The organism is Cupriavidus sp. 86D6 (assembly GCF_057815095.1).
This window is the reverse complement of the sequence record NZ_JBYPSB010000006.1, coordinates 60894-83290: the sequence shown is the minus strand read 5'-3', so window position 1 is coordinate 83290 and position 22397 is coordinate 60894. Positions and strand designations below refer to the sequence as shown.

Sequence of the window (22397 nt, the reverse complement as noted above, 5' to 3'; positions counted from 1 at the left end):
CCGCCCTGGCCGGGCGCTCAGATTTCGGTGGTCTCTTCCGGCGGCGCCAGGACCGACGTGGTCAGCGGCACCTCGACGCGGATCGATACCCCCTGGCCAGGCGCCGAATCGATATGCATCGTGCCGCCGAGCGCCAGCACCCGCTGTTCCATCCCCAGTAGCCCATGATGGCCGGCGGTACTGCCCGCGTCGAAATCGGGCGGCAGGCCGCGGCCGTCGTCGCGGATCGTCAGCGTCAGTTGCTGCGGCGTGCAGGCCAGCGACACGGAGATATGCCGCGCCTCGGCGTACTTGCTGGCGTTGTTCAGCGATTCCTGCACGATCCGGTACAGCGCGATGGCCGCGTTGTCGCGCAGCGGTGGCAGCGACTCGGGCAGGTCGACCTGGGTTTCCCACTGGTTGCGGGTGCCCACGTCTTCCACCTGCTGCACGATGGCCTCGCGCAGCCCCAGGTTCAGCAGCACCGTGGGCCGCAGGTCCTCGATCAGCCGGCGCTTGATCTGGATGGCCTGGTCGGCATGCTGCATCACGCGCGTGATCTTGTCGCGCGCCTCGGGGTGTGTCTGCTGCACCCGCATCTTCACCCAGTGCAGGTCGAGCTTGATGGCGGTCAGGATGGCGCCCAGTTCGTCGTGCAGTTCGCGCGACAGCCGCGTCTTTTCTTCCTCGGTCACGCGCTGCAGGTGGGCCGCCAGCGCCGACAGCTGGCGCGTGCGCGCGCGCACCTTGCGATCCAGTCGCGCGCTTTCCTCTTCCAGTTGTTCGCGGGCCGCCTCGGCCATCGTCATGCGGCGCTGATGGCCCATGCCCACGGCCACCAGCAGCAGGATGTTGATGGCCGTCAGCAGCCCGATGCCGTAGCGCGACAATTGCAGGTCGTGCTCGGCGGCTTCGAGGTTGTGGGTGACCGTGCCCGATTCGCGCACCTGCAGGTGTTCCAGGCCGCGCCGCGCGCTTTCCATGGTTTGCTTGCCGAAGTCGGTGCGAATCATGTCCAGCGCCACATCGACGTCGCGCTTGCCGTAGACCAGCGTCAGCGCCATCTCGTTGAGCTTGCGCGTGACAAACTGCGACGCCTCGCCGAACTGGCGCAGCCCTTCGGGATCATTGGCGTAGTGCTGGCGGATGCGCGACATCAGTTCGCTGATATGGGGCAGCGCCTTGTAGTACGGGTCCAGGTAGCTTTCCTTGCCGGTCAGCAGGTATCCGCGCTGGCCGGCCTCGGCGTTGACCAGTTCGGCGATCAGCTCGCCCAGGTCGCTTTGCAGCTGCTGCGAGCGGATGGCTTCGGTGTAGCCCTCGCGCAGGCGCAGGTTGCCGGTCTCCGACGCAATCAGCACGGCCAGTGTCAGCACGATGCCGCCGGCGAGCAGCAGGGTGTTTCTCAGGAGTAGGGAATGCTTGGCCATCGGAGGTTGCTGGTGGATGCGCCGCCGCGCCGGGGCGGAAGAGCGGCCATGGAATCACATCGCCATGGTGCGGTCAATCGTACCGGGGCGGCTGGCGTACCGCATCCGGCGCGAAGCGGCGCGCGCTGTAGGACTTGGCTGACATCTGAATCGGTCTCGAATCGGTGTGCGGTCCAAGGGTGGAACCCTACGATGAGGCTATGAGCTTGCGCACCGTGGCGCAAGCCGAACGCAGCACCGGCCGCCAGGCGGGTGTGCTCGCTAACCTCGGGAGACTGGTCATGCTGTACTACGCACTCGTCTTTTTCATTGTCGCCCTGGTGGCGGCGCTTTTCGGCTTTGGTGGTATTGCTGCCGGCGCGGTGGAAATCGCGAAGATCCTGTTCTTTATCTTCCTGGTCGTGGCGCTGGTCGCCGCGGTAATGGGGCTGGTGCGTCGACGGTAAGCGCAGCAGCACGCGTTGCCTGACCGGGGGACCGGCGGGCAACTCCGCCAGGGACTGGACATAGGAGGACCCATGCTCACGCAGAATCCAAAGATCCGCAAGGAAATCAATCATTTGCAGGACAGCGCCGATTCGGCTGTGCGCCAGATCCGGAGTGCCGCGCGTGATACCCGCGATGCGGTTGGGCCGGTGTCGGGCGAGGTCAAGGCGCTGATCGCGCAACTGCAGCAAACGATCGACGTGCTGGCGCACGAAGGCTCCGCCGAAGGCATGGCCGCTGGCCGTCGCCTGCGGGCCCGCGCGCAGGAGCTGAGCGGTCGCGTTCGCGATCGCAGCCTCGACGGCATGCACTGGGCACGCGATCAGGTGGATGTGGCCGTCGACCACGGCCGGCAGCGCGTGGTGGATTCGCCACTGAAGGCGGTCGGCGTGGCCGCGCTGGTCGGCGCCTGTATCGGCCTGCTGCTGGCCGGCCGGCGCAACGGCGAATAGATCACCGGCGGCTGGCGGCCCAGGTCGCCGGCGCCCCAGGGATACGCAGGTAGAACAAGACGTTCAAGGGTCTCTCCCCCTTACCCCTGCAGCAACCCCCTTTCCGGATATATCCCTGATCCGGGGCGCCCGGGCACCAAGCGGTGTCCGGGTTCTTTTTTTGCGCGCCACGCATCGATGGCGACAACCTTTCAGTTTGCTTTCTGCGGGGCGGCGAATCGGGGCGGGCGGCGCGGACGGGCCGCCGTTCGGAGGCGCGCACCGGCGTCGCGCATGGCGCGCCGGTGGGGTAACGATCAGCCCGAAGGCAGGCGATGCGGGCTCAGACGCCCCACATCACGTCGGAGCCTTCCTTCTGCGACAGGCGCAGCATGTCCAGGAACGGGTAGGCGCGCTGCCCCAGGTGCAGGGGCTCTTCTTCCCGGTCGTCTTCCGGGCCAGGGTGTATCGTGGTGTCGGCCGGGTGGACCTTCCTGGCGTCCTGGACGGCGGCTTCCAGCTTGCGGATCGCCGCCGGCAGTTCCTCGGTCGTGATCACCCCACGTTCGCCCAGATGCTTGCCAATGATGCCAAGCAGCGTGATGGCAAGATCCTTCATCATGATCAGGTCTTGCGCCGCGTGGGATTTGAAGGTGATCAGCATGATGTTTCCTTTCACGAGTGGCGACATGGGTGGCGCGGGGCGCAGAGGTCGTCGCATGATGTCAGCATAGCACCTGATAAAATTCCGCGTTTCCCGATTTCCACTGCCGGCGCGCGGGGCGGGGCCTTCACTTTTTGGCCCGCCCGAGCCCCGGCGGCATTTCCGCTTTCGAAGGCCCAGACATCCATGCTGCCTGTTCAGACCTCCCAACTCGCCGCCGCATTCACCGATGCCGTACGCGCGCTCGCCCCGGCCGACGCCGCCCTGCCCGCGGTCACGTTCGAGCGCCCCAAGCAGGCGGCTCACGGCGATCTGGCGTGCAACATCGCCATGCAGGTGGCCAAGGCGCTGAAGACCAACCCGCGCGAACTGGCGCAGAAGGTGGTGGACGCGGTTGCCGCCGATCCGCGCGCATCGGCGCTGGTGGCGGGGCTTGAGATCGCCGGTCCCGGCTTCATCAACCTGCGCCTGAGCCCGGCGGCCCGCGCGGAGGTGCTGCGCGCGGTGCTGAGCGACGGTGACCGCTACGGGGCCCGTCCGTCCGGCGAGCATGGCCAGGTGCTGGTGGAGTTCGTGTCGGCCAACCCGACCGGCCCGCTGCATGTCGGCCACGGCCGCCAGGCCGCGCTGGGCGACGCGCTGGCCAACCTGCTGGCCTGGCAGGGCTGGAAGGTCCATCGCGAGTTCTATTACAACGACGCCGGCGTGCAGATCCACACCCTGGCGGTGTCGGTCCAGGCACGGGCGCGCGGCCTGAAGCCGGGCGACGCCGGCTGGCCCGAATCGGCCTACAACGGCGACTACATCGCCGACATCGCCGCCGACTTCCTGGCCGGCAAGACGGTCTCGGCATCGGACGGCGAGCCGGTGACGGCGTCGGGCAACGTCGAGGATCTGGAGTCGATCCGCAAGTTTGCCGTGACCTACCTGCGCAACGAGCAGGACATCGACCTGCAGGCGTTCGGCGTGAAGTTCGACCGCTACTACCTGGAATCGTCGCTGTATAGCGACGGCCGCGTGGAAGCCGCCGTGCAGTCGCTGATCGGCCGCGGCAAGACGTACGAGAGCGAAGGCGCGCTGTGGCTGCGCACGACCGACGATGGCGACGACAAGGACCGCGTCATGAAGAAGAGCGACGGCACCTATACGTACTTCGTGCCGGACGTGGCCTACCACACCACCAAGTGGGAGCGCGGCTTCGCCAAGGTCATCAACGTGCAGGGCAGCGACCACCACGGCACCATCGCCCGCGTGCGCGCCGGCCTGCAGGGCCTGGATATCGGCATCCCGCAGGGCTACCCCGACTACGTGCTGCACAAGATGGTCACCGTGATGAAGAACGGCGAGGAGGTGAAGATCTCCAAGCGCGCCGGCTCGTACGTGACCGTGCGCGACCTGATCGAGTGGAGCAACGGCGGTGACGAGACCATCCGCGGCTGCCTGGAAGCCGGCGTGGCCGACTGGCCGGCACACTTCACGCGCGGGCGCGACGCCGTGCGCTTCTTCCTGCTGTCGCGCAAGGCCGACACCGAATTCGTGTTCGACGTGGACCTGGCGCTGAAGCAGAACGACGAGAACCCGGTGTACTACGTGCAGTACGCCCACGCGCGCATCTGCTCGATCTTCGAGGCCTGGGGCGGCGCCGACTGGCAGGCGCGCCTGCCGGAATTGGCCAGCGTGGACCTGGCCGCCGTTACCGCCTCCGACGTGAGCCCGCAGGCCATCGCGCTGGGCCGCCGCCTGGCCGAGTTCCCGGACATGCTGGCCGCCGCCGCCAGCGAACTGGCGCCGCACGCCGTGGCGTTCTACCTGCGCGACCTGGCGGGCGACTTCCACGCGTTCTACAACGCCGACCGCGTGCTGGTGGACGATGAAACGGTCAAGCGCGCCCGCCTGGCGCTGCTGGCTGCCACCCGGCAGGTGCTCAAGAACGGCCTGGCCGTCATCGGCGTATCGGCGCCGCAACGGATGGACCGTGCCCCCGAGCAGGAAACGCCCGCGGCCTGAACTGCGCGTCATCGGACTGGCTCTATAATCCCCGGCAACACCGAAGAGGACTCCATGCAACACAATGCAAAGCGCGCCCCGCGCGCCGTCCGCCATCGCCAGACGCAGCGTGGCGGCACGTTCCTGGGCCTGGTGCTCGGGCTGATCGTCGGCCTGGCCATTGCCGTGGTCATCGCGCTGTACATCACCAAGTCGCCCGCGCCGTTCAAGGGCAACGGCAACAGCGGCCCGGCGCCGCGTCCAACCGAGCCCGGCAACGTGGCCAGCACGCTGCCCAACCCGACCCAGCAGGCGCAACAGGCCCAGCCGGGCGCCGAGCCGGCCGATCCGAACAAGCCGCTGTGGAGCAAGACGCCCGCCAAGCCGGTGGGCCAGCCCGAACAGCCGGCCGCACAGGCGCCCGTGGCCCCCAGCCGTCCGCCCGAGGCGCCGGCCAGCAATGGCGCGGTGGCCAGCAAGCCGGCCGAGAAGCCGGCGGAAAAGCCCGCCGCGCGTCCGGCCGAAAAGCCGGTGGCCGACCCCATCGCCGAGATTGCCCAGGCCGATGCCAACAAGGTGGGCTACCTGCTGCAGGTGGGCGCGTTCCGGTCCCAGGACGACGCCGACCGCCAGAAGGCCAACCTGGCCATGCAGGGCTTCGAGGCCAAGGTGACCGACCGCGACGTTAACGGCGTCAAGATGTACCGCGTCCGCCTGGGGCCGTTCAACCGGATCGAAGACATGAACCGTGCGCGCGACCGCCTGCAGTCGGCCGGCTTCGACGCTTCGGTGATCCGTTTCACGAAGCAGTAATCCGGCGAAATATTCTGTCCGGGGCGGGCTGGCGCGAACCATGTGCCGCCGCTCCGGTCTTAGACGCTATCCCATCGCTCGTCGAGCACGTTCAACCCGTAAGGCCCTTCTGACATGAAGAAAATCGCCGCACTGATCGCCACCGCTGCCGCCGTAGGCGGCCTGCTGATGTCCGCGCCCGCCGCCATGGCCGCGCCGACCGAAGGCAAGGACTACACGGTTCTGAAAGCCCCGCAGCCGGTGCCGGCTGGCAAGATCGAGGTGACCGAGTTCTTCTGGTACGGCTGCCCGCACTGCTACGATTTCGAGCCCGAGCTGGAAGCCTGGGTCAAGAAGCAGGGCAAGGACGTGGTGTTCAAGCGCGTGCCGGTGGCCTTCCGCGACGACCTGTTGCCGCATACGAAGATCTTCTATGCGCTGGAGTCGCTGGGCAAGGTCGATGCCATGCACACCAAGGTGTTCGACGCCATCCACAAGCAGCGCAAGCGCCTGCTGACCGCCGATGAAATCGCCGATTTCATGGCCGCCAACGGCATCGACCGCAAGCAGTGGCTGGACACCTACAACTCGTTCTCGGTGACCACCAACGCGCAGCGCGCCAACAAGATCGCCGACGCCTACAAGATCGATGGCGTGCCGACCGTGGTGGTGCAGGGCAAGTACGAGACCTCGCCGTCGATCGCCGGCACCAAGTCCGCGGCCGTCCAGGCCATGGACTTCCTGGTCACCGGCGTGCGCGACAAGAAGCTCTGATCGACCGCCGTCCCGGCCGGATCGACACCAACAGCCCGGTGCAGCCGATGCACCGGGCTGTTTTGCTTCTGGCGCTTCCGGCACCTTGACGCGCCGGCCTCTCGACGGCCACCCGCGCTATATTCCCACCCATGAACCCCCAGAAAATCTTCCTGACCGGCGCGTCCAGCGGCATTGGCCAGGCCCTTGCGCGCGCCTATGCCGAACAGGGCGCGACGCTTGGCCTGGTGGGCCGACGTGAGGACGCGCTTCGCGCCTTTGCCGCCAGCCTGCCCGATCCCGCCGCCGTGCGCATCTACGCCGTCGATGTCCGCGACGCCGACGCCATGAACGCGGCGGCGTCCGACTTCCTGGCCAATGTCGGATGCCCCGACGTGGTCGTCGCCAACGCCGGTGTCTCGGTGGGCACCGTCGCCAGCGAGCGCGAAGACCTGGAAGTCTTCCGCACGGTGATGGATACCAACTGGTTTGGCACACTGACCACATTTCAGCCATTTCTGGCGCCGATGCGCGCGCAGCCGGTCGGGCCGGACGGCTGGCGCGGCACGCTGGTCGGCATTGCCAGCGTGGCGGGCGTGCGTGGCCTGCCGGGGGGCGGCGCGTACAGCGCATCGAAGTCGGCCGTGATCAAGCTGCTGGAAAGCTTGCGGCTGGAACAGTCGCGCGAGCGGATTCGCGTGGTAACGATCGCGCCGGGCTATATCCGTACGCCGATGACCGCGCATAACCCGTACAAGATGCCGTTCCTGATGGACGCCGACGTGTTTGCGCGCAAGGCCCTGCGCAAGATCGGCGCCGGTACGCGATTTGCGGTGATTCCGTGGCAGATGGGCGTGGTGGCGTCGCTGCTGCACGTGATGCCGCGCTGGCTCTACGACGCGCTGTTTCGGCGCGCGCCGCGCAAGCCGCGGCAGTCCAGGCGCGCATGATGTGGACCGATGCGGTTGGCCAGTCTCATGGCCCGGCCGAAGGCGCCGTGCGCATCGCGTCGCTGGTGCCGTCCATCACCGAATTGCTGTTCGACCTGGGGCTGGCTGACCAGATCGTGGCGCGCACCGGGTTCTGCGTCCATCCGGAACCGGCAGTCCGCGCGGTGGCGAAGGTGGGCGGCACCAAGGACGTCAAGCTCGACCGCCTGCGCGCGCTGGCGCCGACGCATGTGATCGTCAATATCGACGAGAACCGGCGCGAGACCGTGGACGATATCCGAAGCTTCGTGCCGCACGTGATCGTCACCCATCCGTGCCTGCCGGCGGACAACTTCGCGCTTTACGCGCTGCTGGGCGGCATCTTCGGGCGGCAGGCCGAGGCGGACCGGCTGGCGGCCGACCTGCGGGCCGGGCTCGATGCATTGCGCAGCCGGCCATGGCCCGCGCGGCGGGTGCTCTACGCAGTCTGGCAGGACCCGTGGATGACGGTGTCGCGCGATACCTATATCAGCCAGATGCTGGCGCTGGTGAACTGGGCCACCTGGCCGGACGCCACGCCGCAGGTGTGTGTCGATGGCGATTGCAGCCGGCCCAACGCGGCTGGCGACCGGTATCCGACCTTCCGCTGGAGCGATGCGCTGGTGCGCGACCTGGACGCCGTGCTGCTGTCCACCGAGCCGTACCGCTTCACCGAGGACCACGCCGATGCGCTGGAGCGGCAGATCGGCAAGCCGGTGCTGCTGGTGGATGGCGAGATGCTGTCGTGGTACGGCAGCCGCGCCGTGGCCGGCGCGCGCTACCTGAAGACGCTGGCGGAAGGGTTCTAGGCCTTCGTAAAGCGGACGACGCCGTCGTCGCCCACCTGCCGCACCAGTTCGCCGCGATGCCACAGCGCGTGCAGGTGCGCCAGCGCCTCGCCCATCGCGAATGTCAGCTGGTGGATGTCGAACTGGCGGCGGAAGATCACGCCGACGATGTCGTGCGCGTTGCACGGTTTCTCGGCGCAGGCGGCCAGCGTCTCGGCCAGGCGGTCGACATGGTGTTCGCGCAGTTGCTGGATGCGCGTGTGGAGATTGCGGAACGGCCGGCCATGCGACGGCAGGATCAGCACGTCTTCGGGCAGGTCAAGGTACTTGCCCAGTGAATCGACATAGAGCTGCAGCGGATTGGCCTCGGGCTCCATGTCGAACACGCTGACATTCGTCGAAATACGAGGCAGCACCATATCGCCCGAGATCAGCACGTGGGTGGCTGCGTTGTACAGCGCCACATGTTCAGGGGCGTGGCCGTAGCCGGTGATCACGCGCCACGACGCACTGGCCGGATCGGCGCCGATCTGGACGGTGTCGCCATCCATCAGTCGGCGGTACTGGGTCGGCAGGTCCGGCACCAGCGACGGGTAGTAGCTCTTGCGGCCACGCAGCTTTTCGAGATTGTCGGGGTCGGTCAGTCCGTGGCGCGCGAAGTGGCTGGCCGCGAAGTCGCCGCCGGCATTGGAACCGACGCCCGAGCCGCCTGCCATCACGCGGGCCGACATGTAGTCGCCCAGGCTCATCCACAGCCGCACATCCCACCGCTTGCAGATCCAGTGCGCCAGGCCGACGTGGTCGGGGTGGCAGTGCGTGACCAGCACCCGCAGCACCGGCAGGCCTTCCAGCTCATTGGCGAAGATGGTTTCCCAGTGCGCCTGGATGGTGTCGTTGGTGATCCCGCAATCGACGATGGTCCAGCCGTCGCGGCCGTCGATGCGGTCCCGCAGCAGCCACAGGTTGATGTGATCCAGCGCGAAGGGCAGCGGCATGCGCAGCCAGTACACGCCCGGCGCGACTTCCTGGCGCGTGCCGGGTTCGGGCATGGTGTCGCCAAACGGATATTGGAGCTGATGTTCGAGTGCGTTCATGGGGTTTGTCTCGTCGATAGCGGCGTGCTCGGCGGGCACGCTCTTGTTCGGATTGTCATGCGCGACAGTTGACGCTAACGTTAACGTCAATTCGCAAGCCATGCACGTCATCTTAGACGAAAAAGTTGATGATGCAACGAATCCGCGAACGACCGTTCATTTTTGCAGGACGCCATATGTCGGCTCAGCCATCTTCCGCCACCTACACGATTACCGATCTTGCGCGCGAATTCGAAGTGACGCCGCGCGCGATCCGCTTCTACGAGGACCAGGGCCTGCTGTCGCCGGACCGGGAAGGCCCCAGCGGCCGCAAACGCGTCTACAACGGCCGCGAACGCACGCGCCTGAAGCTCACGCTGCGCGGCAAGAGGTTAGGGCTTACTCTCAATGAAATCCGCGAAATTCTGGACCTCTACGAGTCGCCGCGTGACACCGCCCCGCAGCTTGAACGCTTCCTGCACCTGCTGGCCCAGCATCGCGGCACGCTGGAGCGGCAGCTCGACGACCTCCAGGCCCAGCTGGCCGAGATCGACCAGCACGAACGCCAGTGCAAGGCGCTGCTGGCGGCACACCATGACGCGGGCCACACCCATACGGCGTGATCCCGCCGCGAAGCCGACACTTCGTGGCAACGCCAATTGACGTTTACGTAAACGTCAATAAAATAGCTCCCGACATCCCGATACCGAACCCTGCGCCGACCGCGACCGTACTGGCGACAGAACCGGCGACAGAGACAGACCCAGCGACAGAACCAGGAGACAACACCATGACCGAACTTCCCGGCCTCAAATTCGACCTTGGCGAAGACATCGAAATGCTGCGCGAATCGGTGCGTAGCTGGGCCCAGGCCGAACTGGCGCCGCGCGCTGGCGAGATCGACCGGACCGACCAGTTTCCCATGGATGCCTGGAAGAAGATGGGCGACCTGGGCGTGCTGGGCATCACCGTGGCCGAGGAGTACGGCGGCGCCAACATGGGCTACCTGGCCCATATGATCGCGATGGAGGAAATCAGCCGCGCGTCGGCATCGGTGGGCCTGTCGTACGGCGCCCACTCGAACCTGTGCGTGAACCAGATCCACCGCAATGGCACGGCCGCGCAGAAGGCAAAGTACCTGCCCAGGCTGGTGTCGGGCGAATGGATTGGCGCGCTGGCCATGAGCGAGCCGAACGCCGGGTCCGACGTGGTCAGCATGAAGCTGCGCGCCGACTTCAAGGGCGACCGCTTCGTGCTGAACGGCACCAAGATGTGGATCACCAACGGCCCGGACTGCGACGTGCTGGTGGTCTACGCCAAGACGGAGCCCGACCTGGGCGCGCGCGGCATGACCGCCTTCATCGTCGAAAAGGGCATGAAGGGGTTCTCGGTGGCGCAGAAGCTCGACAAGCTCGGCATGCGCGGGTCGCACACCGGCGAACTGGTGTTCCAGGACGTGGAGGTGCCGGTGGAGAACATCCTCGGGGCTGAAAACGGCGGCGCCAAGGTGCTGATGAGCGGGCTGGACTACGAGCGCGCCGTGCTGTCGGGCGGGCCGGTCGGCATCATGCAGGCCTGCATGGACGTGGTCACGCCGTATATCCACGACCGCAAGCAGTTCGGCCAGAGCATCGGCGAATTCCAGCTGATCCAGGGCAAGGTGGCCGACATGTACACGACGCTGCAGGCCGCCCGCAGCTACCTGTACACGGTGGGCAAGAACCTGGACGCCCTGGGCACCGACCACGTGCGCCAGGTGCGCAAGGACTGCGCGGCCGTCATCCTGTACACGGCCGAGAAGGCGACCTGGATGGCCGGCGAATCGGTGCAGATCCTGGGCGGCAACGGCTATATCAACGAATATCCGGTGGGCCGCCTGTGGCGCGATGCCAAGCTGTACGAGATCGGCGCGGGTACATCGGAAATCCGCCGCATGCTGATTGGGCGCGAACTGTTCGCGGAGACGATGTAAACCGCGGTAGAACGCAGAAAGTGCTTCATAAGGCGTTCGTGGATGCCCCCACGGGGGACCCACCCGAACGCCGTTACAATTTCGACTGCCAGCCGTCTCTCGCGCCCGTCCGGAACCTTCGCGTCATGTCCCACTTCCCCAAGCTGCTCGCCTCGCAGATTGCCTACGATGTGGCGCGGACCCTGCTCGACGGATTCGACAAGCACTACCGGCTGTTCCGCGAGGCCGGCGTCACGGCCAAGGCGCGTTTCGAGGCCCGCGACTGGCACGGCCTGCAGTCGCTGCAGCGCGACCGCATCGCGTTCTACAACGACCGGGTGCACGAGGCCGTGGTGACGCTGCAGGACGAATACGACGCCGAGCAACTCGACGACGACATCTGGCAGCAGGTCAAGCTGCACTACATCGGCCTGCTGACCAACCACCACCAGCCCGAACTGGCCGAGACGTTTTTCAACTCGGTCTGCACGCGCATCCTGCACCGGTCGTACTTCAACAACGACTTCATCTTCGTGCGTCCGGCCGTCTCCACGGAATACATCGAGAACGAGGAGTCGCCCACCCGGCCGACCTACCGGGCCTACTACCCGGGCAGCCGCGAGGGCATGGCCGTTTGCTTCGAGCGGATCGTCCACAATTTCCAGCTCGATACGCCGTTCGAGGACCTGAAGCGCGACGTCGGCTATGTCCTGCGCGCGCTCGACGAGCATGCCGGCGAATTCCGCGTGGCGCCGAATTTCCAGGTGCATACGCTGTCGTCGCTGTTCTTCCGCAACAAGACTGCGTTCATCATCGGCCGGGTGCTGAATGGCGACCAGACCTATCCGATGGCAATTCCGGTGATCCACGGGCCGTCCGGCAAGCTGGTCCTCGACACCGTGCTGCTGCGCCCGGAACAGCTGCTGGTGCTATTCTCGTTCGCGCATGCCTATTTCCTGGTCGACATGGAAATCCCGTCGGCCTACGTGACCTTCCTGGCCGACCTGCTGCCGCGCAAGTCGCGCGCCGAGATCTACACGTCGCTGGGCCTGCAGAAGCAAGGCAAGAACCTGTTCTACCGCGACTTCCTGCACCATCTGCAGCATTCGTCGGACAAGTTCGTCGTGGCGCCCGGCATCCAGGGGCTGGTGATGCTGGTGTTCACGCTGCCGTCGTTCCCCTATGTGTTCAAGGTGATCCGCGATGCATTTCCGCCGCCCAAGGAAACCACGCGCGCGCTCGTGAAATCGAAGTACCAGCTCGTGAAGCAGCACGACCGCGTGGGCCGCATGGCCGATACGCTCGAATACTCGAACGTGGCGTTCCCGCTATCGCGCTTTGACGATGCGCTGCTGCGCGAGCTGACCCGGCACGTGCCGTCGATGCTCGAATACCAGCGCAGCAGCGACGGCAGCGACGAAATCGTGGTGCGCCACCTGTATATCGAACGGCGCATGACCCCGCTCAACATCTGGCTGCAGGAAGGCACCGACGCCCAGGTGGACCACGGCATCCGCGAGTATGGCGACGCCATCAAGGAGTTGATCGCCGCGAACATCTTCCCGGGCGACATGCTCTACAAGAACTTCGGCGTCACCCGGCACGGCCGCGTGGTGTTCTACGACTACGACGAAATCGAGTACCTGACCGACTGCAATATCCGCCGCGTGCCCGAGCCGCGCAACGAGGAAGAGGAAATGTCCGGCGAGGTGTGGTACACCGTACATCCGCACGACATCTTCCCGGAGACCTATCGCACGTTCCTGCTGGGGGACCCGCGCGTGCGGGCCGCGTTCCTGCGGCACCATTCCGACTTCTTTGACGCTGCCATGTGGCAGCAACACAAGGACCGGCTGCTGGCCGGCCATGTACATGACTTCTTTGCCTATCCACAACAAGAACGCTTCATCCATCGCTACGGCGCAGCAACAACCGACGACGCAAGGAGGGCAGCATGAGTGATGCCATCGCCCAATTGTTCCGCAACAATCGCGAGTGGGTAGATCGCGTCAACGCGGAAGACCCCACATTCTTCACGCGCCTGGCCAACCAGCAGGCGCCCGAATACCTGTGGATCGGCTGCTCCGATTCACGCGTGCCCGCCAACCAGATCCTGGGCCTGGCACCGGGCGAGGTGTTCGTACATCGCAATATCGCCAATGTGATCTCGCACAGCGACCTGAATGCGCTGTCGGTGATCCAGTTCGCCGTGGAAGTGCTGAAGGTGCGCCACATCACCGTGGTGGGCCACTATGGCTGCGGCGGCGTGAAGGTGGCGCTCAAGCGCGAGCGCGTAGGCCTGTGCGACAACTGGCTGCGCCACGTGCAGGACGTGGCCGACAAGCATTCGGCCTACCTGGGCACCGTGCTGCGCGAGGACGACGCCCACACGCGCCTGTGCGAGCTCAACGTGATCGAGCAGGTCAACAACATCTGCCAGACCACCGTGCTGCAGGACGCCTGGGACCGGGGCCAGCAGGTGACCGTGCACGGCTGGATCTACGGCGTGTCCGACGGCCTGCTGCGCGACCTGGGCATGGCCGCCAGCAGCAACGAGGAACTGCAGACGCAGATTGCCGCGGCCCTGCAGCAATACGGCGATCCGCCACAAGCATCGATTCGCTGAATTACTACGACTGAAGCCTACCTGCTTCGAGGAGACACAGACATGCAACACCCGAACGACCCGACCGTCATCGTTTCCGCGGCGCGCACCCCGATGGGTGCGTTCCAGAGCGAACTGAGCAGTCTGACCGCGCCGCAGCTTGGCGCCGCCGCCATCCGCGCGGCGGTGGAGCGGGCCGGTATCAAGCCGGAGCAGGTGCAGGAAGTGGTGTTCGGCTGCGTGCTGCCGGCCGGGCAGGGGCAGGCGCCGGCCCGCCAGGCCGCGCTGGGCGCGGGTCTGCCGCTGGACGTCGCCTGTACCACGGTCAACAAGATGTGCGGCTCGGGCATGCGCGCGGCCATGTCGGTCTACGACGGCCTGCTGGCCGGCTCGTTCGACATCGCCGTGGCCGGCGGCATGGAAAGCATGACCAACGCGCCGTACCTGATTCCGAAGGGCCGGGGCGGTTATCGCATCGGCCACGGCATGATCTACGACCACATGATGCTGGACGGGCTCGAAGACGCCTACGACAAGGGCCGCGCCATGGGCACGTTTGGCGAGGACTGTGCCGCCAAGTACCAGTTCACGCGCGAGCAGCAGGATGCCTTCGCGATGGAATCGGTGCGCCGCGCCCAGCGTGCCACCGAGGGCGGCGATTTCCGCTGGGAGATCACCCCTGTCACGGTGTCGGGCAAGGGCGGCGACACGGTCGTCGATACAGACGAAGGCCCGCGCCGCATCAAGGTGGACAAGATTCCGTCGCTGAAGCCGGCCTTTGCCAGGGACGGCACGATCACCGCCGCCTCGTCTTCGTCGATCAACGATGGCGCCGCCGCGCTGGTGATGATGCGCGAATCCACCGCGAAGCAGCTGGGCCTGGTGCCGGTCGCGCGCATGCTGGGCCATACCTCGCACGCACAGGCGCCGGGCTGGTTCACGACCGCGCCGGTGGAGGCCATCGCCAAGCTGTACCGCAAGCTGGACTGGACCACCGACAGCGTGGACCTGTTCGAGATCAACGAAGCGTTCGCCGTCGTACCGATGGCTGCCATGCATGACCTCAAGATTCCGCATGACAAGGTCAATATCCATGGCGGGGCCTGCGCATTGGGCCATCCGATCGGCGCCTCGGGCGCGCGCATCATGACCACGCTGATCGGCGCGCTGCGCAAGACCGGCGGCAAGCGCGGCGTGGCCAGCCTGTGCATCGGCGGGGGCGAGGCCACGGCGGTCGGCATCGAAATCGTCTGATCGACACACGCCACAGCAAACGACAACGAGAAGGAGTCTCGCCATGCCTGCCGCGCTCATCCTTGGTGCTTCCCGGGGTCTCGGCCTTGAATTCGTCCGGCAGTACCGTGCCGATGGCTGGCGCGTGGTGGCTGCCGCGCGCAGTGCCGACGGCGTGGCGGCGCTCAAGGCGCTGGGCGCCGAAGCCCACCAGCTTGACCTGACCGACGCCGGTGCGGTGGCGGGGCTGGGCTGGAAGCTCGATGGCGAGTCGTTCGACGTGGCGATCTACAACGCCGGCGTGATCGGCCCGCGCACCGAGGGCGCGCAGCCCATCGCGCAGCCGGAGTTCGATGCCGTGATGCACACCAACGTGCTGGGACCGATGATGGCGCTGCCGCTGCTGCTGCCGTTCGTCGAGGCCGGCAACCACGGCCGGGGCGGCGTGCTGGCCGTCCTGTCGTCGAAGATGGGCAGTATCGGCGGCATGGACAGCAACGGCGCGTGGATGTACCGCGTCAGCAAGGCGGCGGCCAACGCGGTGCTCAAGGGCGTGTCGCTGGACGCCCGCCATGCGATCTGCGTGGCGTTGCATCCGGGCTGGGTGCAGACCGACATGGGCGGCCCGAACGCCGACCTGACCCCGCAGCAGAGCGTGGCCGGCATGCGCCGCACGCTGGCTGGCCTGACGCACAACGACAACGGCAGCTTCCACAACTACGATGGCACGACCATCCCCTGGTAAGGACCGACGCTCATGCTGCTGACCCCCGAGCAGGAAATGATCCGCGACGCCGTGCGGCAGTTCGCGCAGGAAGTCATTGCGCCGCAGGCGGCCCAGTGGGACCGCGACAAGACCTTCCCCAAGGACGTGCACAAGGAACTGGCCCGCCTGGGCGCCTACGGCGTGGCGGTGCCCGAGGAACTGGGCGGCGCGGGGCTCGACTACCTGTCGCTGGCGCTGATCCTGGAAGAGATCGCGGCCGGCGACGGCGGCACGTCCACCGTCATCAGCGTCAACAACTGCCCGGTCTGCAGCATGCTGATGGCCTTCGCCAACGACGCGCAGAAGCAGCGTTGGCTGGTGCCGCTGGCCCGTGGCGAGATGCTGGGCGCGTTCTGCCTGACCGAGCCGCATGTGGGCTCCGATGCCTCGGCGCTGCGCACCACGGCCACGCGCGATGGCGATCACTACGTGCTGAACGGCGTGAAGCAGTTCATCACCAGCGGCAAGCATGCCGACGTGGCGATCGTGATGGCCGTGACCGACAAGGCGGCCGGCAAGCGCGGCATCAGCGCCTTCCTGGTGCCGACCAGCACGCCGGGCTACATCGTCGCCCGTCTGGAAGACAAGCTCGGGCAACATTCGTCCGATACGGCGCAGATCGTGTTCGAGGACTGCCGCATTCCGGCCGACTGCCTGCTGGGCGAGGAAGGCGCCGGCTACAAGATGGCGCTGTCGGGGCTGGAAGGCGGCCGTATCGGCATCGCGTCGCAGAGCATCGGCATGGCGCGCGCCGCGTTCGACGCGGCACTGGCCTATGCCAAGGAGCGCGAGAGCTTCGGCCAGCCGCTGTTCCAGCACCAGGCCGTGCAGTTCCGCCTGGCCGACATGGCCACCCGGATCGACGTGGCACGGCAGATGGTGTGGCACGCGGCATCGCTCAAGGACGCCGGCCGGCCGTGCCTGAAGGAGGCCGCCATGGCCAAGCTGTTCGCCAGTGAAATGGCCGAGCGCGTCTGCTCGGATGCCATCCAGGTGTTCGGCGGCTACGGCTATGTGAACGATTTCCCGGTCGAACGGATCTATCGGGATGTGCGGGTGTGCCAGATCTACGAAGGCACCAGCGACATCCAGAAGATTCTGATCGCCCGCGCGCTTGGATGACAGACCAGCCGTTCCCCCAAACCGTCGCCCCCTGAACCGGAGCCACCCGCGATGACCGCACCGATCGATTTCTACTTCGACTTTTCCTCGCCCTACGGCTATTTCGCCAGCACCCGCATCGACGAACTGGCCCAGAAGTATGGCCGGGGCGTGATGTGGCATCCGGTGCTGCTGGGCGTGGTGTTCAAGACCACCGGCTCGTCGCCGCTGCCTTCGATTCCGCTCAAGGGCGAGTACTGCTGGCGCGATTTCGAGCGCACCGCGCAGTTCCACGGCATCGAGTACAAGCGCCCGACGCACTTCCCGCTGCCGACGCAGCACGCCGCCCGCGCCATGCTGTGGCTGCAGAACCACCACGGCGCCGACCTGGCGGCCGCGTTTGCCAAGGCGGTGTACCGCGCGCTGTTCGTCGACGACCTGAACATCGCGGAGCCGGCCGAACTGGCAAAGCTGGTCGAGGCGCTGGGCGTCGATCCGGTGGCGATGAACGAAGGCGCCACGAGCTACCCGATCAAGGACCAGCTCAAGGCCGAGATCGACGTGGCGATGGCCAAGGGCGTGTTTGGCTCGCCGTTCGTGATCATCGACGGCGAACCGTTCTGGGGCTTCGACCGTTTCGATCAGATCGAGGCCCACCTGAAAAGCCGGCGGCAGACCGAACTGCGCGCCGTTGGCGGCAACGAACTCAACAAGGAAAAGAAACCCGCATGACCGCAGCAAACCAGGCCGCACGCTTCGATTGCGTGATCTTCGACTGTGACGGCGTGCTCGTCGACAGCGAGCCGATCGTCCATCGCGTGCTGAACCGCGTGCTCAACGAGCTTGGCATCGAGATCACGCTGGAGGAATCGATGAAGTGGTTCCTCGGCCGCGCGGTGCGCGACGAGCTTGGCAATATCGAGGCGCGGCTCGGCAAGCCGCTGCCGCGCAACTTCCTGTCCGAATGGTTCGTGCGGCGCGATGCCGCGCTGATCGAGGAACTGGAAGCGGTGCCGCATATCCGCCAGACGATCGAGGCGATCAAGGCAAGCGGCCTGCCGGTGTGCGTGGCATCGGGCGCGGACCGCATCAAGGTCAAGCTCCAGCTGACGCATACCGACCTGCTGGGGCTGTTCGTCGATCCGCAGGACCAGCGCGAGCACATCTTCTCGGCCACCGAAGTCGAGCACAGCAAGCCCGCGCCGGACGTCTACCTGCTGGCCGCACGGACGATGGGCGTGGAGCCGTCGCGCTGCGCCGTGGTGGAAGACAGCCCCACCGGCGCCACCGCCGGCGTGGCCGCGGGCATGACCGTGTTCGGCTATGCCGCGCGCACCGACGCCGACGAACTCCGGGCAGCGGGCGTAAAGACCATCTTCACCGACATGCGCGACCTGCCGGAGCTGATCGCATGACAAGGAAGCGCCAGTCCGGTGCCGGCGTGGAGCCTTGCCCCTGCGGCAATGGCGCCTACGCCACATGCTGCGGCCGTTTTCATCGCGGCGAGGCGGTGCCGCCCACGGCCGAGGCGCTGATGCGCTCGCGCTACAGCGCCTATGTGCTGGGCGACGAAAGCTGGCTGCGCCAGACCTGGCATGTGTCGACATGTCCGCAGGACCTGTCCGCCGATGCCGGCACGCGCTGGCTTGGGCTGACGGTGAAGTCCCACGCGCAGCAGGACGACACGCATGCCACGGTGGCCTTCGTGGCGCGCTACAAGGTGGGCGGGCGCGCGCACCGGCTGGAAGAGCTGAGCCGCTTCGTCTTCGAGCCGCGCGAGCCCGGCACCCCGGCCCGCTGGCTCTACGTGGATGGCGACCTGAAGGAACAGGAAGGAAAGGAATGACGTGCGACGCCCGCGCGGCGCACGTTACCGGCTGAACTGGCACGACAAGCAAGAGAACACAGGAAGAGACATGCCCACGCTGGAAACCAAACTGAACGCACGCTCGGAATCGTTCAAGGCCAATGCCGAGGCCATGCAGGCGCTGGTGGCCGACCTCAGGCAGAAGATCGCCAGGCTGGCCGAAGGCGGCGGCGAGGATGCCCGCGCCAAGCACCTGGGCCGTGGCAAGCTGCTGCCGCGCGACCGCGTGCAGCAACTGCTCGATCCGGGCACGCCGTTCCTGGAGCTGTCGCAACTGGCCGCGTACGACATGTACGACAATGCCGCCCCGGGCGCGGGCGTCATCACCGGCATCGGCCGCGTGGCCGGGCAGGAGTGCGTGATCGTCTGCAACGACGCCACGGTCAAGGGCGGCACCTACTACCCGATGACGGTCAAGAAGCACGTGCGGGCGCAGGAGATCGCCGAGCAGAACAACCTGCCGTGCATCTACCTGGTGGACTCCGGCGGCGCGAACCTGCCGAACCAGGACGACGTGTTCCCCGACCGCGACCACTTCGGCCGCATCTTTTACAACCAGGCGAACCTGTCGGCCAAGGGCATCCCGCAGATCGCCGTGGTGATGGGCTCGTGCACGGCCGGCGGCGCCTACGTGCCGGCGATGAGCGACGAATCGATCATCGTCAAGAACCAGGGCACGATCTTCCTGGGCGGCCCGCCGCTGGTGAAGGCCGCCACGGGCGAGGAAGTCAGCGCCGAAGACCTGGGCGGCGCCGACGTGCATACGCGGCTGTCCGGCGTGGCCGACTACTTTGCGCAGAATGACCACCATGCGCTGAGCCTGGCCCGCAATATCGTGCAGCACCTGAACCGCCGCAAGCCGGACCAGATCCGCCTGCACGAACCCCAGGAGCCGCTGTACCCGGTGGAGGAACTCTATGGCGTGATCCCCACCGACACGCGCAAGCCGTACGACGTGCGCGAGGTCATCGCGCGCATCGTCGACGCATCGGAATTCGACGAATTCAAGGCGCGCTACGGCACCACGCTGGTCTGCGGCTTCGCACGGATCTGGGGCTACCCGGTGGGCATCATCGCCAACAACGGCATCCTGTTCTCGGAGTCGGCGCTCAAGGGCGCGCACTTCATCGAACTGTGCTGCCAGCGCAAGATCCCGCTGGTGTTCCTGCAGAACATCACCGGCTTCATGGTAGGCCGCAAGTACGAGAACGAAGGCATCGCCCGCAACGGCGCCAAGATGGTGACCGCCGTGGCCACCGCCCAGGTGCCCAAGTTCACGGTCATCATCGGCGGCTCGTTCGGCGCCGGCAACTACGGCATGTGCGGCCGCGCCTATTCGCCGCGCTTCCTGTGGATGTGGCCGAACGCGCGCATCTCGGTGATGGGCGGCGAGCAGGCGGCCAGCGTGCTGGCCACGGTGCGCCGCGACGGTATCGAAGCGAAGGGCGGCCAGTGGAGCGCCGACGACGAAGAAGCGTTCAAGGCGCCGATCCGCGACCAGTACGAGCGCCAGGGGCATCCGTACTACGCCAGCGCGCGGCTCTGGGACGATGGCGTCATCGACCCGGCGCAGACGCGCACCGTGCTGGGCCTTGGTCTTTCCGCCAGCCTCAATGCGCCGATCGGCGACATGAAGTTCGGCGTGTTCCGCATGTAGTTTTTTATTGGCTGATCGGTTTTTTCTGGAAGGTTGGTTGTTGTCATGTCCCGAGTTGTCCCCACCACCTGCCGCGCAGTGGTTGCGCTGGTCGCGCTGGCCTTCACCGTCGGGTGCGGCCCGGCCATCGCGCAGGTGGCGATGCCGGCGCAGTCGGTCGAGCAGGTGGTGATGGTGCCGAAGGTGGGAATGGACGCCACCGTCGACCTGGAGACCACGATCTTCCGCCCGGCCGGCGAAGGTCCGTTTCCGATGGTGGTGATCAACCACGGCAAGGCGCCGGGCAAGCCCGCGTTCCAGGGCCGTGCGCGCTTTGCGGCGCAGACCGCCGAGTTCGTACGGCGCGGCTATGTGGTGGCGCTGCCGATGCGGCAGGGGTTTTCCAAGTCGGGCGGCCAGTACGTGGGCGGCAGTTGCGACGTGCGCCGCAACGGCATGATGCAGGCCGAGGATGTGGTGGCCGCGCTGGACTACCTGGTGCAGCAGCCCTATGTCGATGCCACGCGCATCGTCGTCATCGGGCAGTCGCATGGCGGGCTGTCGACCATGGCGCTGTCGGCCATCGGCTACCCCGGCGTGGTGGGCGTGGTCAATTTCGCGGGCGGCCTGCGCAACGACAACTGCGTGGGCTGGGAGAACAACCTGATCGACGCGTTTGGGGATTACGGGCGCGGGGCGCGCTATCCGTCGCTGTGGATCTACGGCGACAACGACAGCTACTGGCCGTGGCCGCTGCCCGAGCGCATGTTCAACAGCTACAAGGCCAACGCGAGCGGGGCGGCAAAGGATGCGCGCTTCGTCGATGTGGGCGAGTTCGACGGCGATTCGCACCGCCTGTTCAGCAACCGCGCGGGCGTGGCGGTGTGGCTGCCCGAGGTGGACGCGTTCTTCCGGCAGCTGGGTTTGCCGTTCGACGAAATACCCGAACGGACCCAGCCCGCCAGATCGAAGACCGCCGGCCAGACATCCTGACAATCGAAGAACCCGGAGGAGACATGCAATTCACGACGCTTTCAGTGACCGCCGAGCGCCATATCGCCACGGTCACGCTGAACCGGCCCGATGTCCGCAATGCGTTCAACGAGACGGTCATCGCCGAACTGACCGGCGCCTTCCGGGCGCTGGGCGACACCCCCGAGGTGCGCGCGATCGTGCTGACCGGCAACGGCCCGGCCTTCTGCGCCGGCGCCGATCTGAACTGGATGAAGAAGATGGCCGGCTACTCGGACGACGAGAACCGTGCCGATGCGCTGACGCTGGCGCAGATGCTCCACACGGTCTGGGTCTGCCCCAAGCCGGTGATCGCGCGCGTGCAGGGTGACACCTACGCCGGCGGCATGGGCCTGGTGGCCGCCTGCGACATCGCGGTGGCGTCGGCCACGGCCAACTTCTGCCTGTCCGAGGCGAAGCTGGGCCTGCTGCCGGCCACGATCAGCCCGTATGTGGTCCGCGCGATGGGCGAGCAGGCCGCGCGCCGCTACTTCATCACGGCCGAGCGGTTCGATGCCGCCGAGGCGCTGCGCCTGGGCTTCCTGCACGCGGTGGTGCCGCCGCAGGACCTGGACGAAAAAGTGGCCGAGATTGCCGCCACGCTTGCCAGCAACAGCCCCAACGCCGTGCGCGAAAGCAAACGACTGGTGCAGGAAGTGGCGGGGCGCGAGATCGACAGCGACCTGCTGGCCGACACCGCCAACCGCATCGCCGCCATCCGCGCGTCGGAAGAAGGGCGCGAAGGCGTACGGTCGTTCCTGGAAAAGCGCGCCCCATCGTGGAAGCCGCAGTAGGGGGGATGGCGGATCTGCTCCCCTCTCCCACTTGTGGGAGAGGGGTTGGGGGAGAGGGTGAGCCGCGCAAGATTCGACGGTGG

23 protein-coding genes are annotated in these 22397 nt (G+C 66.6%); 20 read left to right on the top strand and 3 right to left on the bottom strand.

Annotation, left to right across the window (positions count from 1 at the left end; translation table 11 throughout):
• Positions 1-17: 17 nt before the first annotated feature.
• Complete coding sequence (locus AC3G88_RS15950) at positions 18-1409, bottom strand: sensor histidine kinase (RefSeq protein ID WP_488893512.1); 1392 nt, start codon at positions 1407-1409, stop codon at positions 18-20.
• Positions 1410-1690: 281 nt separating this feature from the next.
• On the opposite strand from AC3G88_RS15950, the gene AC3G88_RS15945 reads away from it, so the two are divergent.
• Positions 1691-1855, top strand: coding sequence for a DUF1328 domain-containing protein (locus AC3G88_RS15945; protein ID WP_153946447.1), 165 nt, complete (start codon positions 1691-1693; stop codon positions 1853-1855).
• Between the two features lie 72 nt (positions 1856-1927).
• The gene (locus AC3G88_RS15940; protein ID WP_488771542.1) at positions 1928-2347 is read left to right on the top strand and encodes a hypothetical protein; all 420 of its coding nucleotides are present in this window, start codon (positions 1928-1930) and stop codon (positions 2345-2347) included.
• Positions 2348-2669: 322 nt separating this feature from the next.
• Here AC3G88_RS15940 and AC3G88_RS15935 read toward each other — a convergent pair whose 3' ends face one another.
• Positions 2670-2990 carry a DUF1840 domain-containing protein gene (locus AC3G88_RS15935; RefSeq protein ID WP_153946150.1) on the bottom strand — a complete coding sequence of 107 codons (321 nt, stop codon included), beginning with the start codon at positions 2988-2990 and terminating at the stop codon, positions 2670-2672.
• A 186-nt stretch (positions 2991-3176) separates the two neighbouring features.
• Between AC3G88_RS15935 and argS the strand changes: the two genes are divergently transcribed.
• From argS to AC3G88_RS15910, 5 genes are all read left to right on the top strand, one after another.
• On the top strand, positions 3177-4997 hold the full coding sequence (argS, locus tag AC3G88_RS15930) for an arginine--tRNA ligase (protein ID WP_488893511.1): 1821 nt from the start codon (positions 3177-3179) through the stop codon (positions 4995-4997).
• Between the two features lie 54 nt (positions 4998-5051).
• Complete coding sequence (locus AC3G88_RS15925) at positions 5052-5789, top strand: SPOR domain-containing protein (protein WP_488893510.1); 738 nt, start codon at positions 5052-5054, stop codon at positions 5787-5789.
• Between the two features lie 114 nt (positions 5790-5903).
• Complete coding sequence (locus AC3G88_RS15920) at positions 5904-6542, top strand: thiol:disulfide interchange protein DsbA/DsbL (RefSeq protein WP_488771539.1); 639 nt, start codon at positions 5904-5906, stop codon at positions 6540-6542.
• Positions 6543-6673: 131 nt separating this feature from the next.
• The gene (locus AC3G88_RS15915) at positions 6674-7471 is read left to right on the top strand and encodes an SDR family oxidoreductase (protein WP_488893509.1); all 798 of its coding nucleotides are present in this window, start codon (positions 6674-6676) and stop codon (positions 7469-7471) included.
• On the top strand, positions 7471-8298 hold the full coding sequence (locus AC3G88_RS15910; protein ID WP_488893678.1) for a helical backbone metal receptor: 828 nt from the start codon (positions 7471-7473) through the stop codon (positions 8296-8298). The genes AC3G88_RS15915 and AC3G88_RS15910 overlap by 1 nt, the downstream gene beginning before the upstream one ends.
• Here the strand turns inward: AC3G88_RS15910 and AC3G88_RS15905 are convergent.
• Complete coding sequence (locus AC3G88_RS15905; protein WP_488893508.1) at positions 8295-9371, bottom strand: MBL fold metallo-hydrolase; 1077 nt, start codon at positions 9369-9371, stop codon at positions 8295-8297. The two genes, AC3G88_RS15910 and AC3G88_RS15905, sit on opposite strands and share 4 nt — an antisense overlap.
• Positions 9372-9547: 176 nt before the next feature.
• Here AC3G88_RS15905 and AC3G88_RS15900 point away from each other — a divergent pair, with 176 nt between their 5' ends.
• The 13 genes from AC3G88_RS15900 (at position 9548) to AC3G88_RS15840 (ending at position 22314) form a co-directional block, all read left to right on the top strand.
• Positions 9548-9973 carry a MerR family transcriptional regulator gene (locus AC3G88_RS15900; RefSeq protein ID WP_153946445.1) on the top strand — a complete coding sequence of 142 codons (426 nt, stop codon included), beginning with the start codon at positions 9548-9550 and terminating at the stop codon, positions 9971-9973.
• A gap of 167 nt (positions 9974-10140) precedes the next feature.
• Positions 10141-11322 (top strand): isovaleryl-CoA dehydrogenase, encoded by a 1182-nt coding sequence (locus tag AC3G88_RS15895; protein ID WP_153946144.1) that lies wholly within the window; start codon positions 10141-10143, stop codon positions 11320-11322.
• Positions 11323-11447: 125 nt separating this feature from the next.
• Positions 11448-13259 carry a bifunctional isocitrate dehydrogenase kinase/phosphatase gene (gene aceK / locus AC3G88_RS15890; protein WP_488893507.1) on the top strand — a complete coding sequence of 604 codons (1812 nt, stop codon included), beginning with the start codon at positions 11448-11450 and terminating at the stop codon, positions 13257-13259.
• Positions 13256-13927, top strand: a complete 672-nt coding sequence (can, locus tag AC3G88_RS15885; protein ID WP_092600310.1) for a carbonate dehydratase — start codon at positions 13256-13258, stop codon at positions 13925-13927. Before aceK ends, can begins: the two co-directional genes overlap by 4 nt.
• Before the next feature lie 42 nt (positions 13928-13969).
• The gene (locus AC3G88_RS15880) at positions 13970-15160 is read left to right on the top strand and encodes an acetyl-CoA C-acetyltransferase (RefSeq protein WP_488893506.1); all 1191 of its coding nucleotides are present in this window, start codon (positions 13970-13972) and stop codon (positions 15158-15160) included.
• A 43-nt stretch (positions 15161-15203) separates the two neighbouring features.
• On the top strand, positions 15204-15884 hold the full coding sequence (locus AC3G88_RS15875; protein WP_488893505.1) for an SDR family oxidoreductase: 681 nt from the start codon (positions 15204-15206) through the stop codon (positions 15882-15884).
• Between the two features lie 12 nt (positions 15885-15896).
• Positions 15897-17027, top strand: coding sequence for an acyl-CoA dehydrogenase family protein (locus tag AC3G88_RS15870; RefSeq protein ID WP_488771534.1), 1131 nt, complete (start codon positions 15897-15899; stop codon positions 17025-17027).
• Positions 17028-17078: 51 nt separating this feature from the next.
• Positions 17079-17738: a 2-hydroxychromene-2-carboxylate isomerase gene (locus tag AC3G88_RS15865; protein WP_488893504.1), complete on the top strand. Its 660-nt coding sequence runs from the start codon at positions 17079-17081 to the stop codon at positions 17736-17738.
• Positions 17735-18421, top strand: coding sequence for an HAD family hydrolase (locus tag AC3G88_RS15860; RefSeq protein WP_488893503.1), 687 nt, complete (start codon positions 17735-17737; stop codon positions 18419-18421). Before AC3G88_RS15865 ends, AC3G88_RS15860 begins: the two co-directional genes overlap by 4 nt.
• Positions 18418-18852, top strand: coding sequence for a YchJ family protein (locus AC3G88_RS15855; RefSeq protein WP_488893502.1), 435 nt, complete (start codon positions 18418-18420; stop codon positions 18850-18852). The genes AC3G88_RS15860 and AC3G88_RS15855 overlap by 4 nt, the downstream gene beginning before the upstream one ends.
• Positions 18853-18922: 70 nt before the next feature.
• Entirely contained in the window at positions 18923-20530 is a 1608-nt protein-coding gene (locus AC3G88_RS15850) for a carboxyl transferase domain-containing protein (RefSeq protein ID WP_400392452.1), read from the top strand.
• Between the two features lie 45 nt (positions 20531-20575).
• Positions 20576-21502 (top strand): dienelactone hydrolase family protein, encoded by a 927-nt coding sequence (locus tag AC3G88_RS15845; protein ID WP_488893501.1) that lies wholly within the window; start codon positions 20576-20578, stop codon positions 21500-21502.
• A gap of 23 nt (positions 21503-21525) precedes the next feature.
• On the top strand, positions 21526-22314 hold the full coding sequence (locus AC3G88_RS15840) for an enoyl-CoA hydratase/isomerase family protein (protein ID WP_488893500.1): 789 nt from the start codon (positions 21526-21528) through the stop codon (positions 22312-22314).
• Positions 22315-22397: the final 83 nt, after the last annotated feature.